This window comes from Paenibacillus taichungensis (assembly GCF_047302525.1).
Classification (GTDB): Bacteria; Bacillota; Bacilli; order Paenibacillales; family Paenibacillaceae; genus Paenibacillus; species Paenibacillus taichungensis_B.
The window spans coordinates 1,673,192-1,689,328 of the sequence record NZ_CP168020.1; the positions used below are offsets into that span (position 1 = coordinate 1,673,192).

Sequence of the window (16,137 nt, forward strand, 5' to 3'; positions counted from 1 at the left end):
ACGTGTGGAGGGCTTTTCTTTAAGATTAGAGAATTGTCGTTTACATGAAATGAAAAGGAGATTGAACACATATGGCTTTACATATCGTTCTGGTTGAACCGGAGATTCCGGCAAATACGGGTAATATTTCTCGTACATGTGCGGCTACCGGCACACATTTACATCTCGTGCGTCCACTCGGATTCCGTACGGATGATGCTACACTGAAACGCGCGGGTCTGGATTACTGGCATGCCGTTCATATTGAATACCATGATTCGTTTGCCGAGGTTCAGGAACAGTATCCGGAAGGGCGTTTCTTCTACGCAACCACGAAGGCAAAGAACCGTTATAGCGATTTTAAGTTTCAGGATGGAGATTTTCTAGTGTTCGGTAAGGAGACCAAAGGCCTTCCTCCAGAGTTAATTGCTGCTAATCCAGATACTTGTATGAAGATGCCAATGACAGGGGATGTCAGATCATTGAACTTGTCAAACTCAGCAGCAATCATTGTGTATGAGGCATTGCGTCAACTTAATTTCCCGGGTCTGGATTAATCCGATTCGCGTATAAGTGACGGTTAGAATTCGCTAAAAAAACATTTTTCAAAAAAAAGGACAAAAAATGTTTATTTCCAGCAGGATTCGACAAAATCTTGGCGAATTAATAAACATAGTACAAATGTACCTAGAAATTTAGAGTAAGATAGGAGAGGTGTGCCGTAGCTATGAAGCCAGCTGGAGTCGTTCGCAAAGTTGACCAATTGGGTAGGATCGTATTGCCTAAATCTTTGCGTAAAAGGTATCAAATGAATGAGGGAGATCCTGTAGAGATCTTAGTACAAGGGGACCATATCATTCTGGAGAGATACCGTCCAAAATGTATTTTTTGTGGATCGATGGAAGAAGTCAATGAGTTCAAAGAGCGTTACATATGCGCACAATGTTTAGATGAAATGACCCAGCTTCCACAGCACGGGTAAAATAAAAAGTATCATGACCTCTGAAGGTCATGATACTTTTTTTGTGTGAAAAAAACCATTTCCACTTCTATTTTACCGGGATTAAACGAAGGAGATCAGCTATTAGTGTCGTATTCCATCACCCAATATTTTTTCCCGGGTGTACCTTCTTCAATGACTTTTTTCCAACCTTGGCGCTCATAAAAGCCCATAGCGTTATGATTCTCCGATACACACTTCAATCGAATCGGTTGTTCCATGTTTGCAATGGATGCCTCAAGTAAACGCGCTCCTACACCTATGCCAATAAAACCGGGATGGACAAAAAGGTGGTGGATAAAGTTGTCGGGAAGGTATAGCGAAGCGAAGCCGAGAAGTTGTCCTTCTTCATTTTCAGCCACGATAATATATTCTTCTACGGTGTCAGTATCAAAATCCTGCAGGGACAGTTCTTCCGGATTAGCCCAGTGAAATCGGGCACGTCGCGACTCGAGATAAATGTTTCTCAACTCCGCATAATCTGCCTGAGTGGCTGCTCGTATATTCAAATGTTCCCCTCCAGAATAGGCAATATATCCGACCAAACATTATCAAGAATGGCTTGCATATTTTGTTCATCACTATTGATGGCAACGACGGACTCCAGTGTAGGTAGGACAACGCATAGTTGACCATTGGCGCCATCAGCACGGTAAGCGTTATGGGAACATCTCCAGAATTGATATCCATAACCTTGTCCCCAGTCTCCGTCTCCTGGTGTAGGGATCTGTTGTGTTGTCGCTAATCGGATCCATTCCGTAGGAATGAGCTGCTTGCCATTCCAGTGGCCCTCCTGAAGCAACAGTTGACCGAATCTACCTAATTCCTCGTTGGTGAGCTGCAGGCCCGCACAGCCCAATGTAATGCCCAAGGGAGAAGTCTCCCACTCTACATTCGTAATACCCAGTGGCTCGAATAGCCGGGGAATCAGATAGTCCTTAACGGTTTGATCGGTGGCAGCCTGAAACATGGCGGAGATCATAAACGTATCTGCACTGCTGTATGTAAACGTTTCACCAGGAACTCTGTTCAAAGGAAGGGACATGTAATATTTCGCCCAATCTTTCTCAGGAAGGGTGGCTCGCTCTTCTGCCCATAACACGGGTACGTCATGCCCCGAGGACATCCGTAGCAAATCATACAGGGTGAGATCTGCAGGAGGGAAGGCTGTTAAATGAGAAGCAGGTGTTGGTGATGTGAAATAGTCACCGAGTCTGGATTCAAGTGTAAGTGTGCCTTCATCCAAAGCCAATCCAATCGCCATACAGGTAAACGATTTGCTGACGGAATGCTGTAAACGGCGCATATCACTGGTGCGATCCCACGCTCCGATTGTAACCCCTTTCTGCAATACCCGAACAGAATGAACGTTTAACTGCTGCTCATCTATATGATGAACAAAAGAATTAATAATACTCGACATCTTAACATCCTTTCAAAAAAAGAAGAATTTTTGCTGTTGGTGAAACGTTTCCGCAATCTGGATCAAAAATTAGAACTTATGTTAGTACAAACTTGGTTCAATGTCAATGAAGATGTGTAAACGATTACTTATAGGATATTGTTTTACATTAGAAGTGCCTTTTGACGCAAATTTTATCACGAAAAATCAGTTTTTTGAGAAAAAAGCGCGAAATTTGTAAAAAGGTTATTGACAGGGTTTGCACTTCGGGATTATGATTTATTCGAAACGATTCGAAGAAATCGCTTCCACGTAAAAAGTGTTGTAATCAAGTCCAAGTAAATCAACGTTGGCTATGTTTTGAAACGATTCGAGAAAATCGTTTCGATAACCAAGCGAAATACGGGGGAATCACTGGAAGTTGCAACAAAAAGGCAGAGAAATAGAAGTTTACAGACAGCAGCCGACGATGAAAGGGGTTACATATGGCGCATATAACGATCGAAACCGGATCGCCTACGTTATGCATGAATACAAGCATACATGTAGTGTCCAGTGACTCCGGAGACACTTCAGGCGGTACGCTATATTTGCTGCATGGTGCAGGTGATAATGCAAGTACATGGCAACGTTTGACTACAATTGAAATGTACGCAGAGCAATATGGCTGTACCATCATTATGCCAGAAGCGAACCGAAGCTATTACACCGATATGGAATACGGCCTGAATTACTTCCATTACATCACTCAGGAGCTGCCTGAATTCTGCAAGCGTCAGCTCAATCTCAATACAGACCCGGCCAAGACTTACGTCGCCGGTCTATCCATGGGTGGGTATGGTGCATTGAAATGTGCACTGACATATCCCGAGAGGTATCGTAAGGCGGTGTCCTTATCAGGTGTAACTGATATTCAGACCCGGCTTCATGATCCGGAGATGCCATCAGGCATGATCAAGGAAATGAAAGCGGTTTTTGGAGAACGGTTACAGGTAAAACCCGATCAGGACCTATACGCACTGTCTGCAAAGCTGTTGAAGCAAGGTGGAAATTTACCGGATATTCTGAGTTGTTGTGGTGACATCGATCCCTTTGTGGATATGAATCGCAAATTCGCGGAATACATGCAGGAGACGGACTTTAAGTTTCGGTATGTGGAGACACCGGGCACCCATGAATGGAGATTCTGGGAGCAACACCTGAGAACAATGTTTGATTTTCTGTATAACGACAAGACCAAAGTAGAGTGAGGAGATGCAATTTGAAACCTGCAGCCGAAGGACCTAGCAAAAAGCTGAAGGAAAACTTGAAAGGCAATTCGCTCTGGAGTGAAATCTGGAAGCACAGAATGACGTACACCCTGCTTATTCCAGGGCTCGTCTGGCTGATCCTGTTTGCCTACATGCCAATGGGTGGCCTGTCTCTTGCGTTTAAAGACTATAAGGCGAACCTGGGGATTTGGGGAAGCCCGTGGAGCGGATTTGAGAATTTCAAATACGTTTTCCGGGATCCAACCTTTATTGACGCGGTATGGCGTACGCTGTACATCAACATTCTAAAACTGATTATTCAGTTCCCGTTCCCGATTATTCTTGCCCTGTTGCTGAATGAATTGCGGATGCGCAGAGGGAAAAAGTGGTTCCAGACGGTTCTTACGTTCCCTCACTTCCTTTCATGGATCATCGTATCCGGGGTAGTCATCAACGTCCTGGCTTATGACGGACTGGTAAACAGCGCACTTGGTTTGCTTGGATTGCCAACTATTAACTTCCTTGGTTCCGAGTCCAACTTTGTACCGATGCTGCTGTTGACGGATATTTGGAAATCAAGTGGATGGGGTGCGATTATCTTCCTGGCTGCCATTTCCGGTATTGATCAGGATCAGTATGAATCGGCGCAGATTGACGGCGCTTCCCGTATGCAGCAGATGTTCAAGATTACATTGCCAAACATTCTTCCAACAATCACCGTCATGTTCATTCTGTCGGTTGGTGGATTGATGTCTTCCGGTTTCGACCAGATCTTCAACTTGGCAAATGCCGCAACTAAAAATGTATCGGAAGTATTGGATGTATATATCTATCGGATTACGTTCCAGTCCTCAACGGACTTCTCATTCTCGACAGCGGTCAGCTTGTTCCGTTCCCTCGTGAATATGGTCTTGCTGCTTCTCGCAGACAGATTTGCCAAGTGGCTTGGCGGAGACGGTTTGTTCCGATAAGAGAGGAGGAAAAATGAAATGAGTAAGAAGTCTAACAAAAAACCGAGAATTGGTACAGAAAAAATGACATTTCTCGATTACATTATTTTCGCCATTTTACTTGTGCTTGCCCTGATGATTCTGATTCCGTTCTGGAATGTCATCATGATCTCGTTCGCAACACAAAAAGAATATGCTGACAATCCATTTTTGATGTTCCCTAAAGAATGGACATTGGATTCCTATAAGGCGTTGTTCGCTGACGGAACGATTCTGTCGGGGTACAAAAATACAATTATTTTGCTAGTCATCGGTTTGCCACTCAGCTTGTTCCTGACAACAAGCATGGCATATGGCCTTAGTCGCAACAAATTTCCGTTCAAGAAATTTCTCTTTTTCCTAGTACTGTTCACCATGATCTTTAATGGTGGTATTGTACCGCTGTACCTGATCATGAAATCACTTCACCTTACAGGTACGCTGTGGTCCGTTATCCTGGCGGGAAGCTTCAGTGCTTTCAACATGATTCTGATGATGAACTACTTCTATACCTTGCCTGAATCGCTGATGGAATCGGCGAGATTGGATGGAGCAGGAGAGTGGAGAATCCTGTTCTCAGTTGTTCTTCCGCTGGCTACACCAATTATGGCTACAATCACGTTGTTCTACGGTGTGGCTTACTGGAACAGTTGGTACGATGCGATGATATTCCTTCGAAAAGCGGATCAGTTACCGCTCCAGAATGTACTCAGAAACATTATCGTCACATCCCAGACGAACGCATCCAATGCATCCAGTGTGGATGCTGCCCAAGCAAGCAATTTCTCAATGGGTATGAAGATGGCGGCAGTATTTGTCACCATGGTACCAATTATGTGTTTCTTCCCAATGCTGCAAAAACACTTTGCCAAAGGGGTATTAACAGGGGCTATCAAGACCTGATTATACGTATAGGATTTTGCATTAAAATTCTACTAAAAAACATGGGGGTAAAACATGAAAACGAACAAAAAGTTGTCAGTAAGAGCTCTCTTTGCCATCACGCTTAGTGTAGTTATGCTGATGGTGACCGCTTGTTCCAGCCAAGGAGCTTCAGGTGGTAACGAAAAAGATGCAGAGGGAAATTACAAAGACAACCTGACCATCTCTGTAGCTAACCTGACAGAAATCAAAAACGGGAACTTGGATAATGACTTCCACAAATTCTGGACAGACAAGTTCAATGTAACATGGGATTACAACTATATCGATTGGGATTCATGGGGCGAAAAGCTTCGACTTTGGATCAACTCTGGCGATTTGCCGGATGTAGCAGTATGGAACTACGTGCATGGTGATGCCATGAACAGTATTGATCAAGGCCTGTTCTACAAATTCCCGGATGACTGGAAAGAACGCTGGCCTAACGTGGCAGCAGCCTACAAGTTGACTGGTCTTGGAGACAAGCTGGAAGAACTGACGGGTGGAACATACGTCCTGCCAAGACCAATCTATTTCGAGAACAAACCTGCTGACCCATTGACGAACCAAATTGGTGTCATTGCGCTTCGTAAAGACTGGGCTGAAGCGGTTGGTTTCGAACTAAAAGATGCATATACAACAACTGAATTGAATGAATACGCTGAGCTTGTGAAAGAAAAAGATCCAGGCAAAGTGGGCAACAAACTTGTACCTCTGTCCTACAATGCGGCAGATGCCATGACGAATATCATTATGCCGAACAGTGTGCATGCCATGACTGACTCTCCGTTCTATAAAGGAGAAGATGGCCAGTTCCACTGGGGTCCAGCAGATCCTGAAACTCTGACAGGACTTAAATTGATGCAAAAAGCCTACAAAGATGGCTTGCTCAATCCTGAGTTCTACACATGGAAAAACAATGAAGGTCAAAACAACTTCAAAGTAACAGGTACAGCTGCAGTAACAAGTCTGGGCGGACTGGCTTCGTACAGACAAGGTCTGGATTCCGATATGAGAAAGAATCTGGGTGTAGATAGTGATGAACTGGTACACACAGCAATCGTATTGGGCGAAGACGGGAAATACCGTAACATGGAGCAAGCCAACTTCTGGTCAGCATTGATCTTCAATCCGGACATTAGTGACGAGAAATTCGAACGGATCATGGATCTAATCGACTACTCGACTACCAAAGAAGGACAACTGCTCATCAACATGGGCTTCGAAGGAACAGATTGGAAATATGATGAAAACAACGAACTGGTTAGCTTGCTGCCAGAAGGAACTGTTCTGGAAGACAAATACCCAGCACGTTTCGAAGGCCTGTATCTTCTGGGTGACGACTTTAGTGTTGTAAACCCTGCAATTAAAAAGGATTACCGTGATAGAGCTGTGAAGCTGTTCGAGGAAAAAGCAAAACTCGGTACAGAAGGCCAATCACTCGCAACATACGACTGGGATGTCAACCTGTACGATTCCAAAGCTAAAAGTCAGGCATCATTCGACTACCAGAATGAATATGCCAACTTGATCCTCAAAAATGGAGATCTTGAAGCGAACTGGAAAGAATGGGTAAACAGTAAAATGTCCCTGGTTCAACCTTATCTGGATGAACTGAACAAAGAATTCAAGTAATCATTCAGTAATTAGCAAGATGGGATATGACAGGTGTGTTCTGTCTGTCCCGTCCAATCGAACCCGGTGCGCGGTCTCTCCCCGAACGCAGCCGGGTTCTTTATTTCAACAACATGTTGTGGAGGATAATGTCTATGAATAACGAACAGTTGCTAGACCTTGTAAAGCAAATGACTCTGGAAGAAAAAACGGCCCAGCTGCTTCAGCTGACCGCTAACTTTTATGAAGGAACCAATGTTGAAGGTCAGATCACAGGTCCAATGGAAGAAATGGGAATCACGGAGCAGTCCGTGGATGCCAGTGGCTCCATTCTGGGATTGTCCGGTGCACAGGCCATTATTGATGTACAGCAAGCTTACCTGAAAAAAAGCCGTCTCGGCATTCCGCTCTTGTTCATGGCGGACGTCGTGCATGGTTTTAAAACCATTTTCCCCATCCCGCTAGCCATTGGCTGTTCATGGGACACCGAACTGGCTGAGAAAAGTGCTGAGATCTCAGCACGTGAATCCGCCGTATCAGGCCTCCATGTCACTTTTGCACCGATGGTCGATCTCGTTCGTGATCCGCGCTGGGGTCGAGTAATGGAGACAACAGGCGAAGATCCTTATTTGAACAGTCTGTTCTCTGCGGCATTTGTACGTGGATATCAGGGCGACAGTTTGAAGAATGAGCCGGATCGTCTGGCTGCTTGTGTAAAACACTTTGCAGCATATGGGGCAGCAGAAGGTGGACGTGATTACAACACGGTTGACATGTCTGAGCGCAACTTGCGCGAGTACTATTTACCGGCTTATAAGGCAGCACTGGATGCAGGCGTCGAAATGGTTATGGCTTCGTTCAATACCGTAGAAGGTATTCCAGCGAGCGGAAATGAGAAGCTGATGCGTGACATTTTGCGTGACGAGTGGGGCTTTGATGGTGTATTGATCTCGGATTGGGCTTCCATTCGTGAGATGATTGCTCATGGCGCAGCTGAAGATGACCGTGAAGCCGCATACCGCGCCATTCGTGCAGGAGTGGACATCGAGATGATGACACCTTGTTATGTCCATCATCTGCCAGAGTTAATCAAGAACGGGGAAGTGGAAGAAAAGCTCATTGATGAAGCGGTGCTGCGTATTCTGCAACTGAAAGAAAAGCTGGGATTGTTCGATAATCCACTGCGTGCAGCTGATCCGGAGCGTGAGCGCGAGATTGTGTTCTCGAAAGAACATCGTCAGGTATCGTACGAGCTTGCAACCAAATCGGCAGTATTGCTGAAAAATGATAATGACGTTCTTCCGCTGAAGCCAGAAGCCAATGTAGCGTTAATTGGACCTTTTGCCCAGAGTGAAGACATTCTCGGATGGTGGTCCTGTGAAGGTGTCAAAGAGGATGCTGTTAAACTCGGAACTGCTTTACAGGAACGTCTTACTGCCGGGAAAGTTCATATGGCTCAAGGCAGCAACGTTCACACGATTACCGCTGAACAGATTGCTGAAGCGCTTGAAGTAGCAAGCAAAGCCGATCTGATCGTGCTTGCACTTGGTGAAGATTCCGAAATGAGTGGTGAAGGTGGATCGCGTACGGATATTCGTTTGCCAGCAGCTCAACTGGAATTGGTTAAACAGCTCAAAGCAGCGGGTAAACCAATCGCCAGCGTAATTTTCAACGGTCGCCCTCTGGACTTACATGGTGTATTCGAAGAATCCGATGCTGTGCTTGAAGCGTGGTTCCCGGGCAGTGAAGGTGGAGCGGCCATTGCAGATGTATTGACAGGTGTGGTGAATCCATCTGCGCGTCTGACGATGTCCTTCCCGCAATCTGTAGGCCAGATACCGGTATATTACAATCATTTTAATACAGGACGTCCACTCAATCCGCAAAAGACGGAAGAACGTTATGTTTCCAAATATATTGATAGTCCGAATGATCCACTGCTTCCATTTGGCTACGGCTTGTCATACACCTCGTTTGAGTATGGTGATCTGGAAGTTTCAAGCAATGAAATGACTGCTGATCAACCTCTGACAATCCAAGTGCGTGTAACCAATGCTGGCGAACGTGCTGGCGCGGAGACGGTTCAGTTGTACGTACGTGATGTAACCGGTGAAGTTGTGCGTCCAATGCGTGAGCTGAAAGGGTATGTTAAGCTGTCACTCGCATCGGGTGAAAGTGGTACGGCTACATTTACATTAAACGAAGAACAGCTTCGTTATCATCATTCCGATTTGAGTCATCGCAGTGATAAGGGAACATTCCACATTTTCGTAGGACCAAATAGCCGCGATACATTGGAGAGTAAGTTCAAGCTGGTGTAATGGGATACACCTCATATCGATAAATGAAGGAGGATATGAATAGATATATGAAGACCATGAATAAATCTCAAATCAACGTACAATCCGGCGATCTGTGCTTTACGTTCTGGGAAAGCGGTGATTTGTTCAAGGCCGTAAGTGGAACAACGATGATTAATCAGTGGATGGCTAGTCCGGTGGACGGCTCCATGAACAATCTATACTTGCGGTTTCACAGTGATTCCGGTATCCGTTTTGTGCCAATGCTTGGCATTCACTCCGACAGTCAGGTGAGCACCGACGGCAGTCGTATGGTATGGACAGGTACCGCAGAGGGCGTAGGTTATCAGGTTGTATTTGCTCCAACAACACAAGGTGTATGGTTCTGGGATGTAACCGTAAACGGTAATGGAGAAGAGGTCGACGTGGTCTACGGCCAGGATGTCGGCAATGCGGATCCAGGTGCGGTACGCAGCAATGAGGCTTACTTGTCGCAATACATTGACCATGCTGTATTTGAGGATGCAAAGCTGGGATATATCGTAGCTTCACGGCAGAATCAACCGCAGGGTGGGACTTTTCCTTATCTTCAACAGGGTTCATTAACCTGTGCAGCAGGTTACTCCACAGATGGATTTCAGTTCTTTGGCTTGAGTTACAAGGAAACGAATGTCCCTGAAAGTCTGAGCAAGCCAACACTTGCGAATGAAGTGTACCAGTATGAATTTGCATACACAGCCCTGCAGTCTGAAAAAGTGGTGTTGAGTGGCGAAGCTCGCTTTGTGTTCTATGGACTCTTTCGGGCCAATCACGCTGAAGCAGTGAAGGAACTCGAATACCAGGATGTTGTCCAACAGGCTTGGGACGAGTATGAAGCGAAGCGTCAAGAGAATACAAGCATGGTACAGGCAGTATCCAACGTATTCCCAAAAGTATCTCTCCATCCGGTAATGGGTGAACCCATACCTACTTTATCGATGACAGAAGAAGAAGTGAACTCCCTCTTCCCGGGTTCGAAGAGACATCAGGAAGAGCGCGCGGATGGTGAATTGCTGGCGTTCTTTACAGATACGTATGAGCATATTGTGCTGAAGGAAAAGGAAATGCGCGTGGAACGTCCGCATGGACACATTCTGATGAGTGGCAACAATGTGAAGCTGGGTCAGAACGTAATCACTACGTCTTCCTATATGTATGGTATTTTCAATTCCCATGTGGTTGTGGGGAATACGAACTTCAATAAAATGATGAGCAATGCACGTAGTGCACTCAACATACCCAAATCATCCGGTCAGCGGATCTACGTCGAGGTTGAGGGAATCTTCCGCCTACTCACGATGCCTTCCCTGTTTGAAATGGGCTTCAACTATGTTCGCTGGTATTACAAGACAGCTGAGGATACGCTGATCATCACGAATTATACAACTTTGGATACTCCTGAAGTACATCTTCATGTGAAGTCGGAAAAAGGAATAGCTTATCGATACCTGATCACCAATCAGATTACGATGAATGTGAATGAATATGAACTGCCTGTTCATGTTGCCGAGCAGAATGGTGAACTGAGCTTCAAGGCAGATCACAGCTCCCTCAGTGCCGAAGTTTATCCGAATCTGGAGTACCGCATGCGTGTAAGCGGAGCAGGAGTGAAGGTTGGCGATGAGACTGAGCTGGCTAGTGGAGTAAACGCAGGCGACGACTCACTGACGACTTTACGGCTGGACAGCAGCGCTGAATGGACATTGACCATTCAAGGGCTGTTGGAAGGAGGACAGACTGCATCATCGACACGCAGCTTCGAAGAGGAAGTGGCAGCTTATCGTACTTTCTATGCAGAAGTGATGAATGGATTCCATTTGTCCCAGCCTCAGAAGCAAGGAGCAGACGAGCTGTTCAAAGTGAATGCTCTTGCATGGTGGTACACCCACAATATGCTGGTGCATTACTCTGTTCCTCACGGACTGGAGCAATATGGCGGTGCAGCTTGGGGAACACGGGATGTCTGCCAGGGTCCGGTCGAATACTTTATGGCTACACAAAAGTATGAGCAGGTCCGCGACATTCTGAAGACGGTATACTCGCATCAGTATGAGGATGACGGCAACTGGCCGCAATGGTTCATGTTCGATCGTTATTTCAAGGTTCAGCAGGAAGAAAGCCATGGTGACATTATTGTTTGGCCTCTTAAAGTGCTAAGTGATTATCTGATTGCTACCAAGGATTATTCGATTCTGAATGAGGAAGTACCTTATACCGTAAAACATGGTTTTGACTTTACTGATCAGACAGCCAGCGTGCTGGAGCATGCCCAGAAAGAACTGGAGTATATCCGCAGCCATTTCCTGCATGATACATTCCTCTCCTCATATGGTGACGGGGACTGGGACGATACATTACAGCCTGCCAATGCTCAATTGAAGCAATATATGGTCAGCAGCTGGACAGTAGCGCTCACCTATCAAACGTTGAAGCAGCTATCCAGAGCGCTCGCGCCTGTGAAACCGGAGCTTTCTTCCGAATTAAGCGATATGGCAGCGGGTGTGAAAAAGGACTTCAGCAAGTACATGCTGGATACCGATGTGATTCCAGGCTTTGTATATATGGAAGATCCGGCACAAGCGAAGCGCATGCTGCATCCGGATGACAGCGAGACAGGTATTCAGTACCGTTTGCTGCCCATGACACGCAGCATGATTGCCGAGTTGCTGGAGCCTGAGCAAGCCCAATCCCATTATGAACTGATCAAGGACAAGCTGTACTGCCCTGATGGCGTTAGATTGATGAATCGTCCAGCACAGTATGATGGCGGCGTCAGCACTCATTTCAAACGTGCAGAGCAGGCATCCAACTTCGGACGTGAAGTGGGCTTGCAATATGTTCATGCTCACATCCGCTATATTGAAGCCATGGCGAAGCTGGGCAACCCGGATGAGGTCTGGAATGGCCTAGGCATTATCAATCCAGTGGGTATTCAGGAAGCTGTTCCTAACGCAGATCTACGCCAGAGTAATGCCTACTTCAGCAGCTCTGACGGGAAATTCAACAACCGTTATGCAGCGCAGGAGCAGTTCGATAAGCTTCGCACCGGCGATGTGCAGGTGAAGGGTGGCTGGAGAATCTACTCCAGTGGACCGGGAATCTACATGAATCAGCTCATTTCGAACGCCCTGGGTATTCGTCAGGAGGAAGAAGATCTGGTTCTGGACCCTGTGTTACCTGTCAGCTTGGATGGCTTGCATTTTGATTTCCAATTTGCCGGCAAAAAAGTAACCTTCGTCTATCATTTCAGCGGAGAGGCCGTACAACGTATTGTTCTGAATGGCAAGGAACTGGATGCGACTAGGCTGCAACAACCTTATCGTCTTGGTGGACTGCGTATTTCACGCAAGGAGCTTGAACAGAGCCTGAGCGAGAATAACGTGATTGAGATTTACAGTTAATCGTGTAAACGTTAGTCCATTTTATCAAGAATAAATATTTTAGATGTCAGGTCCTTCGATTTCGAAGGGCCTGATGAACATAACAGGGGAGCGAAGAATGTGGTCAGTATCAAGGATATCGCCAAACAGGCGGGAGTTTCGATCTCTACCGTGTCATATGCTCTGAATGGTAGCAACAAAGTGACAGATGAGACCCGTTCCAAAATTTTGGCTATCGCCAAAGAGCTGAACTATGTTCCCAATGCTGCTGCCAGAACATTGAAGAAGAGAGAATCCAAAATTCTGGGTGTATTTCTGACGGATTTTAGCGGGGATGTATATGGGGACTTGCTTAGTGGTATGAAATCTGTATGTAACGCGCAAGGGTACGACCTGATTGTGTGCAGCGGGAAACAATCTCATCGAATGCTTCCGGAGCGAATGATTGATGGTGCTGTCATTCTGGATCATACATTTGCGAGCAAGGAACTATTACAATATGCGGACAGAGGACACAAGATTGTCGTTCTTGACCGGGAACTGGATCACCCCAATATTAATCAGGTTCTGCTGGATAACAAGGCAGGAGCAACCCTTGCGATGGAGCATTTGATTGAACAGGGACACACGAAGATTTATGTCGTGACAGGTCCTGAAGGTTCCTTTGACTCGGCTCAGCGGTTGAAGGCTGTGAGGCAAGTATCGGAGCGGGAAGCGAATGTGGAATGGATTGAGATCACAGGAGATTTCGAGAAGAGTGGCGGAGAACGGGCAGCTGAACGTATTATTCAGGAATATACTGAACCAGTTGGGGTATTTTGTCTCAATGACGAGATGGCGATTGGGATGTGTGACCGGCTCGCTGATAGCGAGTTAAACATTGGTCAGGAGATTGATATTATCGGATTTGATAATATTGAACTTAGCAAATATGTGCAGCCAAGACTGGTCACGATTGATTATTCCAAACGAAAATGGGGCGCACTTGCAGCCGAACAATTAATCAAGATTATTGCTGGAGAGCCTGTCGATCATGAACGCATCTACGTGACACTGGTGGAGGGCGGGTCGGTAAACAGCCAGGTTCAGTCAGAATATCTTGCGCAAGCCCAGGGTGAAAAGGCGGTTAGCTATTGACGACGCTGTCCCTTCTTCATTCCATGGATGTTGTGTCAAACGACGACTGTACAGCAAGCAAGAGACAAGGCTTAGAAGAATTGAAGCATTCTTTTAAGCCTTGTCTCTTGTTTAGCTTGTTTATTTGACCCATTATGAAATGAAAAAACCTCTCACCAGGAGAGGCTTGGCCCTTAAAGGCCCTTGGTTTTGTCATTGTTGTAGGATGAAGTGAGAATGCCTGTAAGGAAGAGAGCCAATACAATTGCAATAATCCAAAATGTCAGTGAAAATGACATACCATAGCACCTCCTGCACAATCTCATTTACTTCTATTATAACCATTATAAGAAGAAAAGGAATGCTTCACTCCATCATTTGTAAAATAAAAAGTGAGTAGGTATCGGTCGGAGGCTCCCGTCCGAAGGGTTATTCACAACCCGGTTGTTCACGATAAGTGAGGACGATCCGCCGCCATCCAGATTATAGGCGTCCACTACGCCAAGCTTGTACAAACGTCCTTGCAGCTCTTCCAGGGTGGCTCCTGAGCTGCCCCCTTCGTTATACCCGTCAACAACGATAATCAACAATTGATCGTCCTTGTAGTTGCCGATCACGGTGCGTGGAGCCCGCTTGGGTGACACTTTCCATTTGGCTGGAATGACCGTTTTTTGTCCATTCTGCAAGAGCACGGGTACAAATGTGGCGCCAAATTGTGGTTGTAGGCGATCCAGGGAACTTTTGTCGAAAAATTTACCGCCTACCAGCTTACCGGCATCATCAAGACCTACAAAAAACAGATCCTTAAAGCTGGCCTGAAAACCATTCACATACTTGCCATCCATAACGGTTGTACTCAGTGGATACCGTTTACCGCCGCTGTCGGCGAACCCTCCGGCATTAATTCCGGCAATGGCACCGCTGCGCTTGACCGCCTGCATGGTTGTCTCAGATCGGCCTGGCTCGCTGTCCAGAGCCATCTTCATGGCCGTGGGGTCTTTTAGCTTGATTTTCATCGCATAGCCCTTATAGGGGCCTGGATTGACCCTATAGAGTTCAATCGTAAGTCGATCACTGTCTATCCGTTCAAACGGAACGCCCAGCTTGGATGAGATTCGTTGATTATAGATCGTTTCCGGGCGAGCGGCTTGAACCGTAGCCTTCTGTACAAGCGTCGACATCGTACTCGTTGTCTGATTGTACAGCTGTGTTGTTCTTTTAATAGAAGAAGAAGTCTGAACAGCAGCTTCTTTTGCCCCTGCAAGCTCCTGGCTAATTGCCTGGGTCCGGGGTGTAACATTCTCTTCAGCCAGACCGGAATTAATGAAATCTCCGGGTTCAAGCGGAGGACGAATCAGCAGCATGCATAACATCAATCCAACAAAAGGAGCAAGTGCAAGCATAAATAAACGATTAACCTTTTTTACGGGTGTAATCATTTGAGCAGGTCCATCTTTTTCTGGAGTGTCTCCAGTTGTTTTTTGACTTCGCTCAGCTGGGTATACAATTTGTTGCTGTTGTCGGTTTTATCGTTTGCATTATCCTTGGTGAAAGTCAGCAATTCATTAAAGGACTGCACCTGGCCCTGCAGGTCCGCTACTTCCTTGGATATCGTTGTTAGCTGCTTTTCGTAGTCGGCTTTGAGCGCTGCAATCTGCTGTTGATTATGGGTCTGAAGCTGATTAATCATCTGTTGCTGGAGGTGGTTACTATAATAGTAGGTTCCGAGTACTCCAAGTGCAATGAGAACAATCCACATGACCAGAAACAGCTTGACTGAAGATCCGGCCTTACCTTTGGCGCTCCGGGTGTGATGGATGTCAGAGGGTTGGACAGAAGGTTTCATATCATCACTCCTGGTTATTTATAGGTACAAAAAATTTTCCAGTCCTCATTCTATCACGCCACTATTGATTACGCAAAAATGAAATTCTTTGAGTAATAGGATAAAAAGAGATTGCATCGGAAGGAAGTCCTAGGATACAATTTCTTATAGATGCAATAAGTAGGAACTTTGGGCAAGTTTTTCGACTTTTTTAGATAGAAATGCAGGAAATTTATACTATATTTTGATCTTTCTTCGCTTGGGAAGACAAAAGTCCTGATGTGACGACAGCAAAATACAGTAGAAATAGAGCTGTTCTTAC

13 protein-coding genes are annotated in these 16,137 nt (G+C 45.9%); 9 read left to right on the forward strand and 4 right to left on the reverse strand.

Features of this window, described 5'->3' with window-relative positions:
• Positions 1 to 71: 71 nt before the first annotated feature.
• Together trmL and ACDJ58_RS07825 are read left to right on the forward strand one after the other, a co-directional pair.
• Positions 72 to 536, forward strand: a complete 465-nt coding sequence (trmL, locus tag ACDJ58_RS07820; RefSeq protein WP_091001027.1) for a tRNA (uridine(34)/cytosine(34)/5-carboxymethylaminomethyluridine(34)-2'-O)-methyltransferase TrmL — start codon at positions 72 to 74, stop codon at positions 534 to 536.
• Between the two features lie 170 nt (positions 537 to 706).
• A complete protein-coding gene (locus tag ACDJ58_RS07825; RefSeq protein WP_024629045.1) occupies positions 707 to 961 on the forward strand; it encodes an AbrB/MazE/SpoVT family DNA-binding domain-containing protein in 255 nt (84 codons plus the stop codon).
• A gap of 95 nt (positions 962 to 1,056) precedes the next feature.
• On the opposite strand, the gene ACDJ58_RS07830 is transcribed toward ACDJ58_RS07825, so the two are convergent.
• Both ACDJ58_RS07830 and ACDJ58_RS07835 read right to left on the reverse strand, forming a co-directional pair.
• Positions 1,057 to 1,488, reverse strand: a complete 432-nt coding sequence (locus ACDJ58_RS07830; RefSeq protein WP_413376901.1) for an N-acetyltransferase family protein — start codon at positions 1,486 to 1,488, stop codon at positions 1,057 to 1,059.
• Positions 1,485 to 2,402, reverse strand: a complete 918-nt coding sequence (locus ACDJ58_RS07835) for a serine hydrolase domain-containing protein (protein WP_413376903.1) — start codon at positions 2,400 to 2,402, stop codon at positions 1,485 to 1,487. The genes ACDJ58_RS07830 and ACDJ58_RS07835 overlap by 4 nt, the downstream gene beginning before the upstream one ends.
• A 464-nt stretch (positions 2,403 to 2,866) precedes the next feature.
• On the opposite strand from ACDJ58_RS07835, the gene ACDJ58_RS07840 reads away from it, so the two are divergent.
• The 7 genes from ACDJ58_RS07840 to ACDJ58_RS07870 all read left to right on the forward strand — a co-directional run bounded on the left by ACDJ58_RS07840 (position 2,867) and on the right by ACDJ58_RS07870 (position 14,011).
• A complete protein-coding gene (locus ACDJ58_RS07840) occupies positions 2,867 to 3,631 on the forward strand; it encodes an alpha/beta hydrolase (protein ID WP_413376905.1) in 765 nt (254 codons plus the stop codon).
• An 11-nt stretch (positions 3,632 to 3,642) separates the two neighbouring features.
• Positions 3,643 to 4,602: an ABC transporter permease gene (locus tag ACDJ58_RS07845; RefSeq protein WP_413376907.1), complete on the forward strand. Its 960-nt coding sequence runs from the start codon at positions 3,643 to 3,645 to the stop codon at positions 4,600 to 4,602.
• 18 nt (positions 4,603 to 4,620) lie between these two features.
• Complete coding sequence (locus tag ACDJ58_RS07850; protein ID WP_063564250.1) at positions 4,621 to 5,523, forward strand: carbohydrate ABC transporter permease; 903 nt, start codon at positions 4,621 to 4,623, stop codon at positions 5,521 to 5,523.
• A gap of 54 nt (positions 5,524 to 5,577) precedes the next feature.
• Positions 5,578 to 7,176: an extracellular solute-binding protein gene (locus tag ACDJ58_RS07855; protein WP_053780487.1), complete on the forward strand. Its 1,599-nt coding sequence runs from the start codon at positions 5,578 to 5,580 to the stop codon at positions 7,174 to 7,176.
• A gap of 134 nt (positions 7,177 to 7,310) precedes the next feature.
• The gene (bglX, locus tag ACDJ58_RS07860; RefSeq protein WP_413376909.1) at positions 7,311 to 9,476 is read left to right on the forward strand and encodes a beta-glucosidase BglX; all 2,166 of its coding nucleotides are present in this window, start codon (positions 7,311 to 7,313) and stop codon (positions 9,474 to 9,476) included.
• Positions 9,477 to 9,523: 47 nt separating this feature from the next.
• Positions 9,524 to 12,895: a GH36-type glycosyl hydrolase domain-containing protein gene (locus tag ACDJ58_RS07865; RefSeq protein ID WP_413376911.1), complete on the forward strand. Its 3,372-nt coding sequence runs from the start codon at positions 9,524 to 9,526 to the stop codon at positions 12,893 to 12,895.
• Between the two features lie 99 nt (positions 12,896 to 12,994).
• The gene (locus ACDJ58_RS07870) at positions 12,995 to 14,011 is read left to right on the forward strand and encodes a LacI family DNA-binding transcriptional regulator (RefSeq protein ID WP_413376913.1); all 1,017 of its coding nucleotides are present in this window, start codon (positions 12,995 to 12,997) and stop codon (positions 14,009 to 14,011) included.
• Between the two features lie 353 nt (positions 14,012 to 14,364).
• Here the strand turns inward: ACDJ58_RS07870 and ACDJ58_RS07875 are convergent, their stop codons facing one another.
• Together ACDJ58_RS07875 and ACDJ58_RS07880 are read right to left on the reverse strand one after the other, a co-directional pair.
• On the reverse strand, positions 14,365 to 15,429 hold the full coding sequence (locus tag ACDJ58_RS07875) for a phosphodiester glycosidase family protein (protein WP_413376915.1): 1,065 nt from the start codon (positions 15,427 to 15,429) through the stop codon (positions 14,365 to 14,367).
• Complete coding sequence (locus ACDJ58_RS07880; protein WP_063564256.1) at positions 15,426 to 15,836, reverse strand: hypothetical protein; 411 nt, start codon at positions 15,834 to 15,836, stop codon at positions 15,426 to 15,428. Before ACDJ58_RS07880 ends, ACDJ58_RS07875 begins: the two co-directional genes overlap by 4 nt.
• Positions 15,837 to 16,137: the final 301 nt, after the last annotated feature.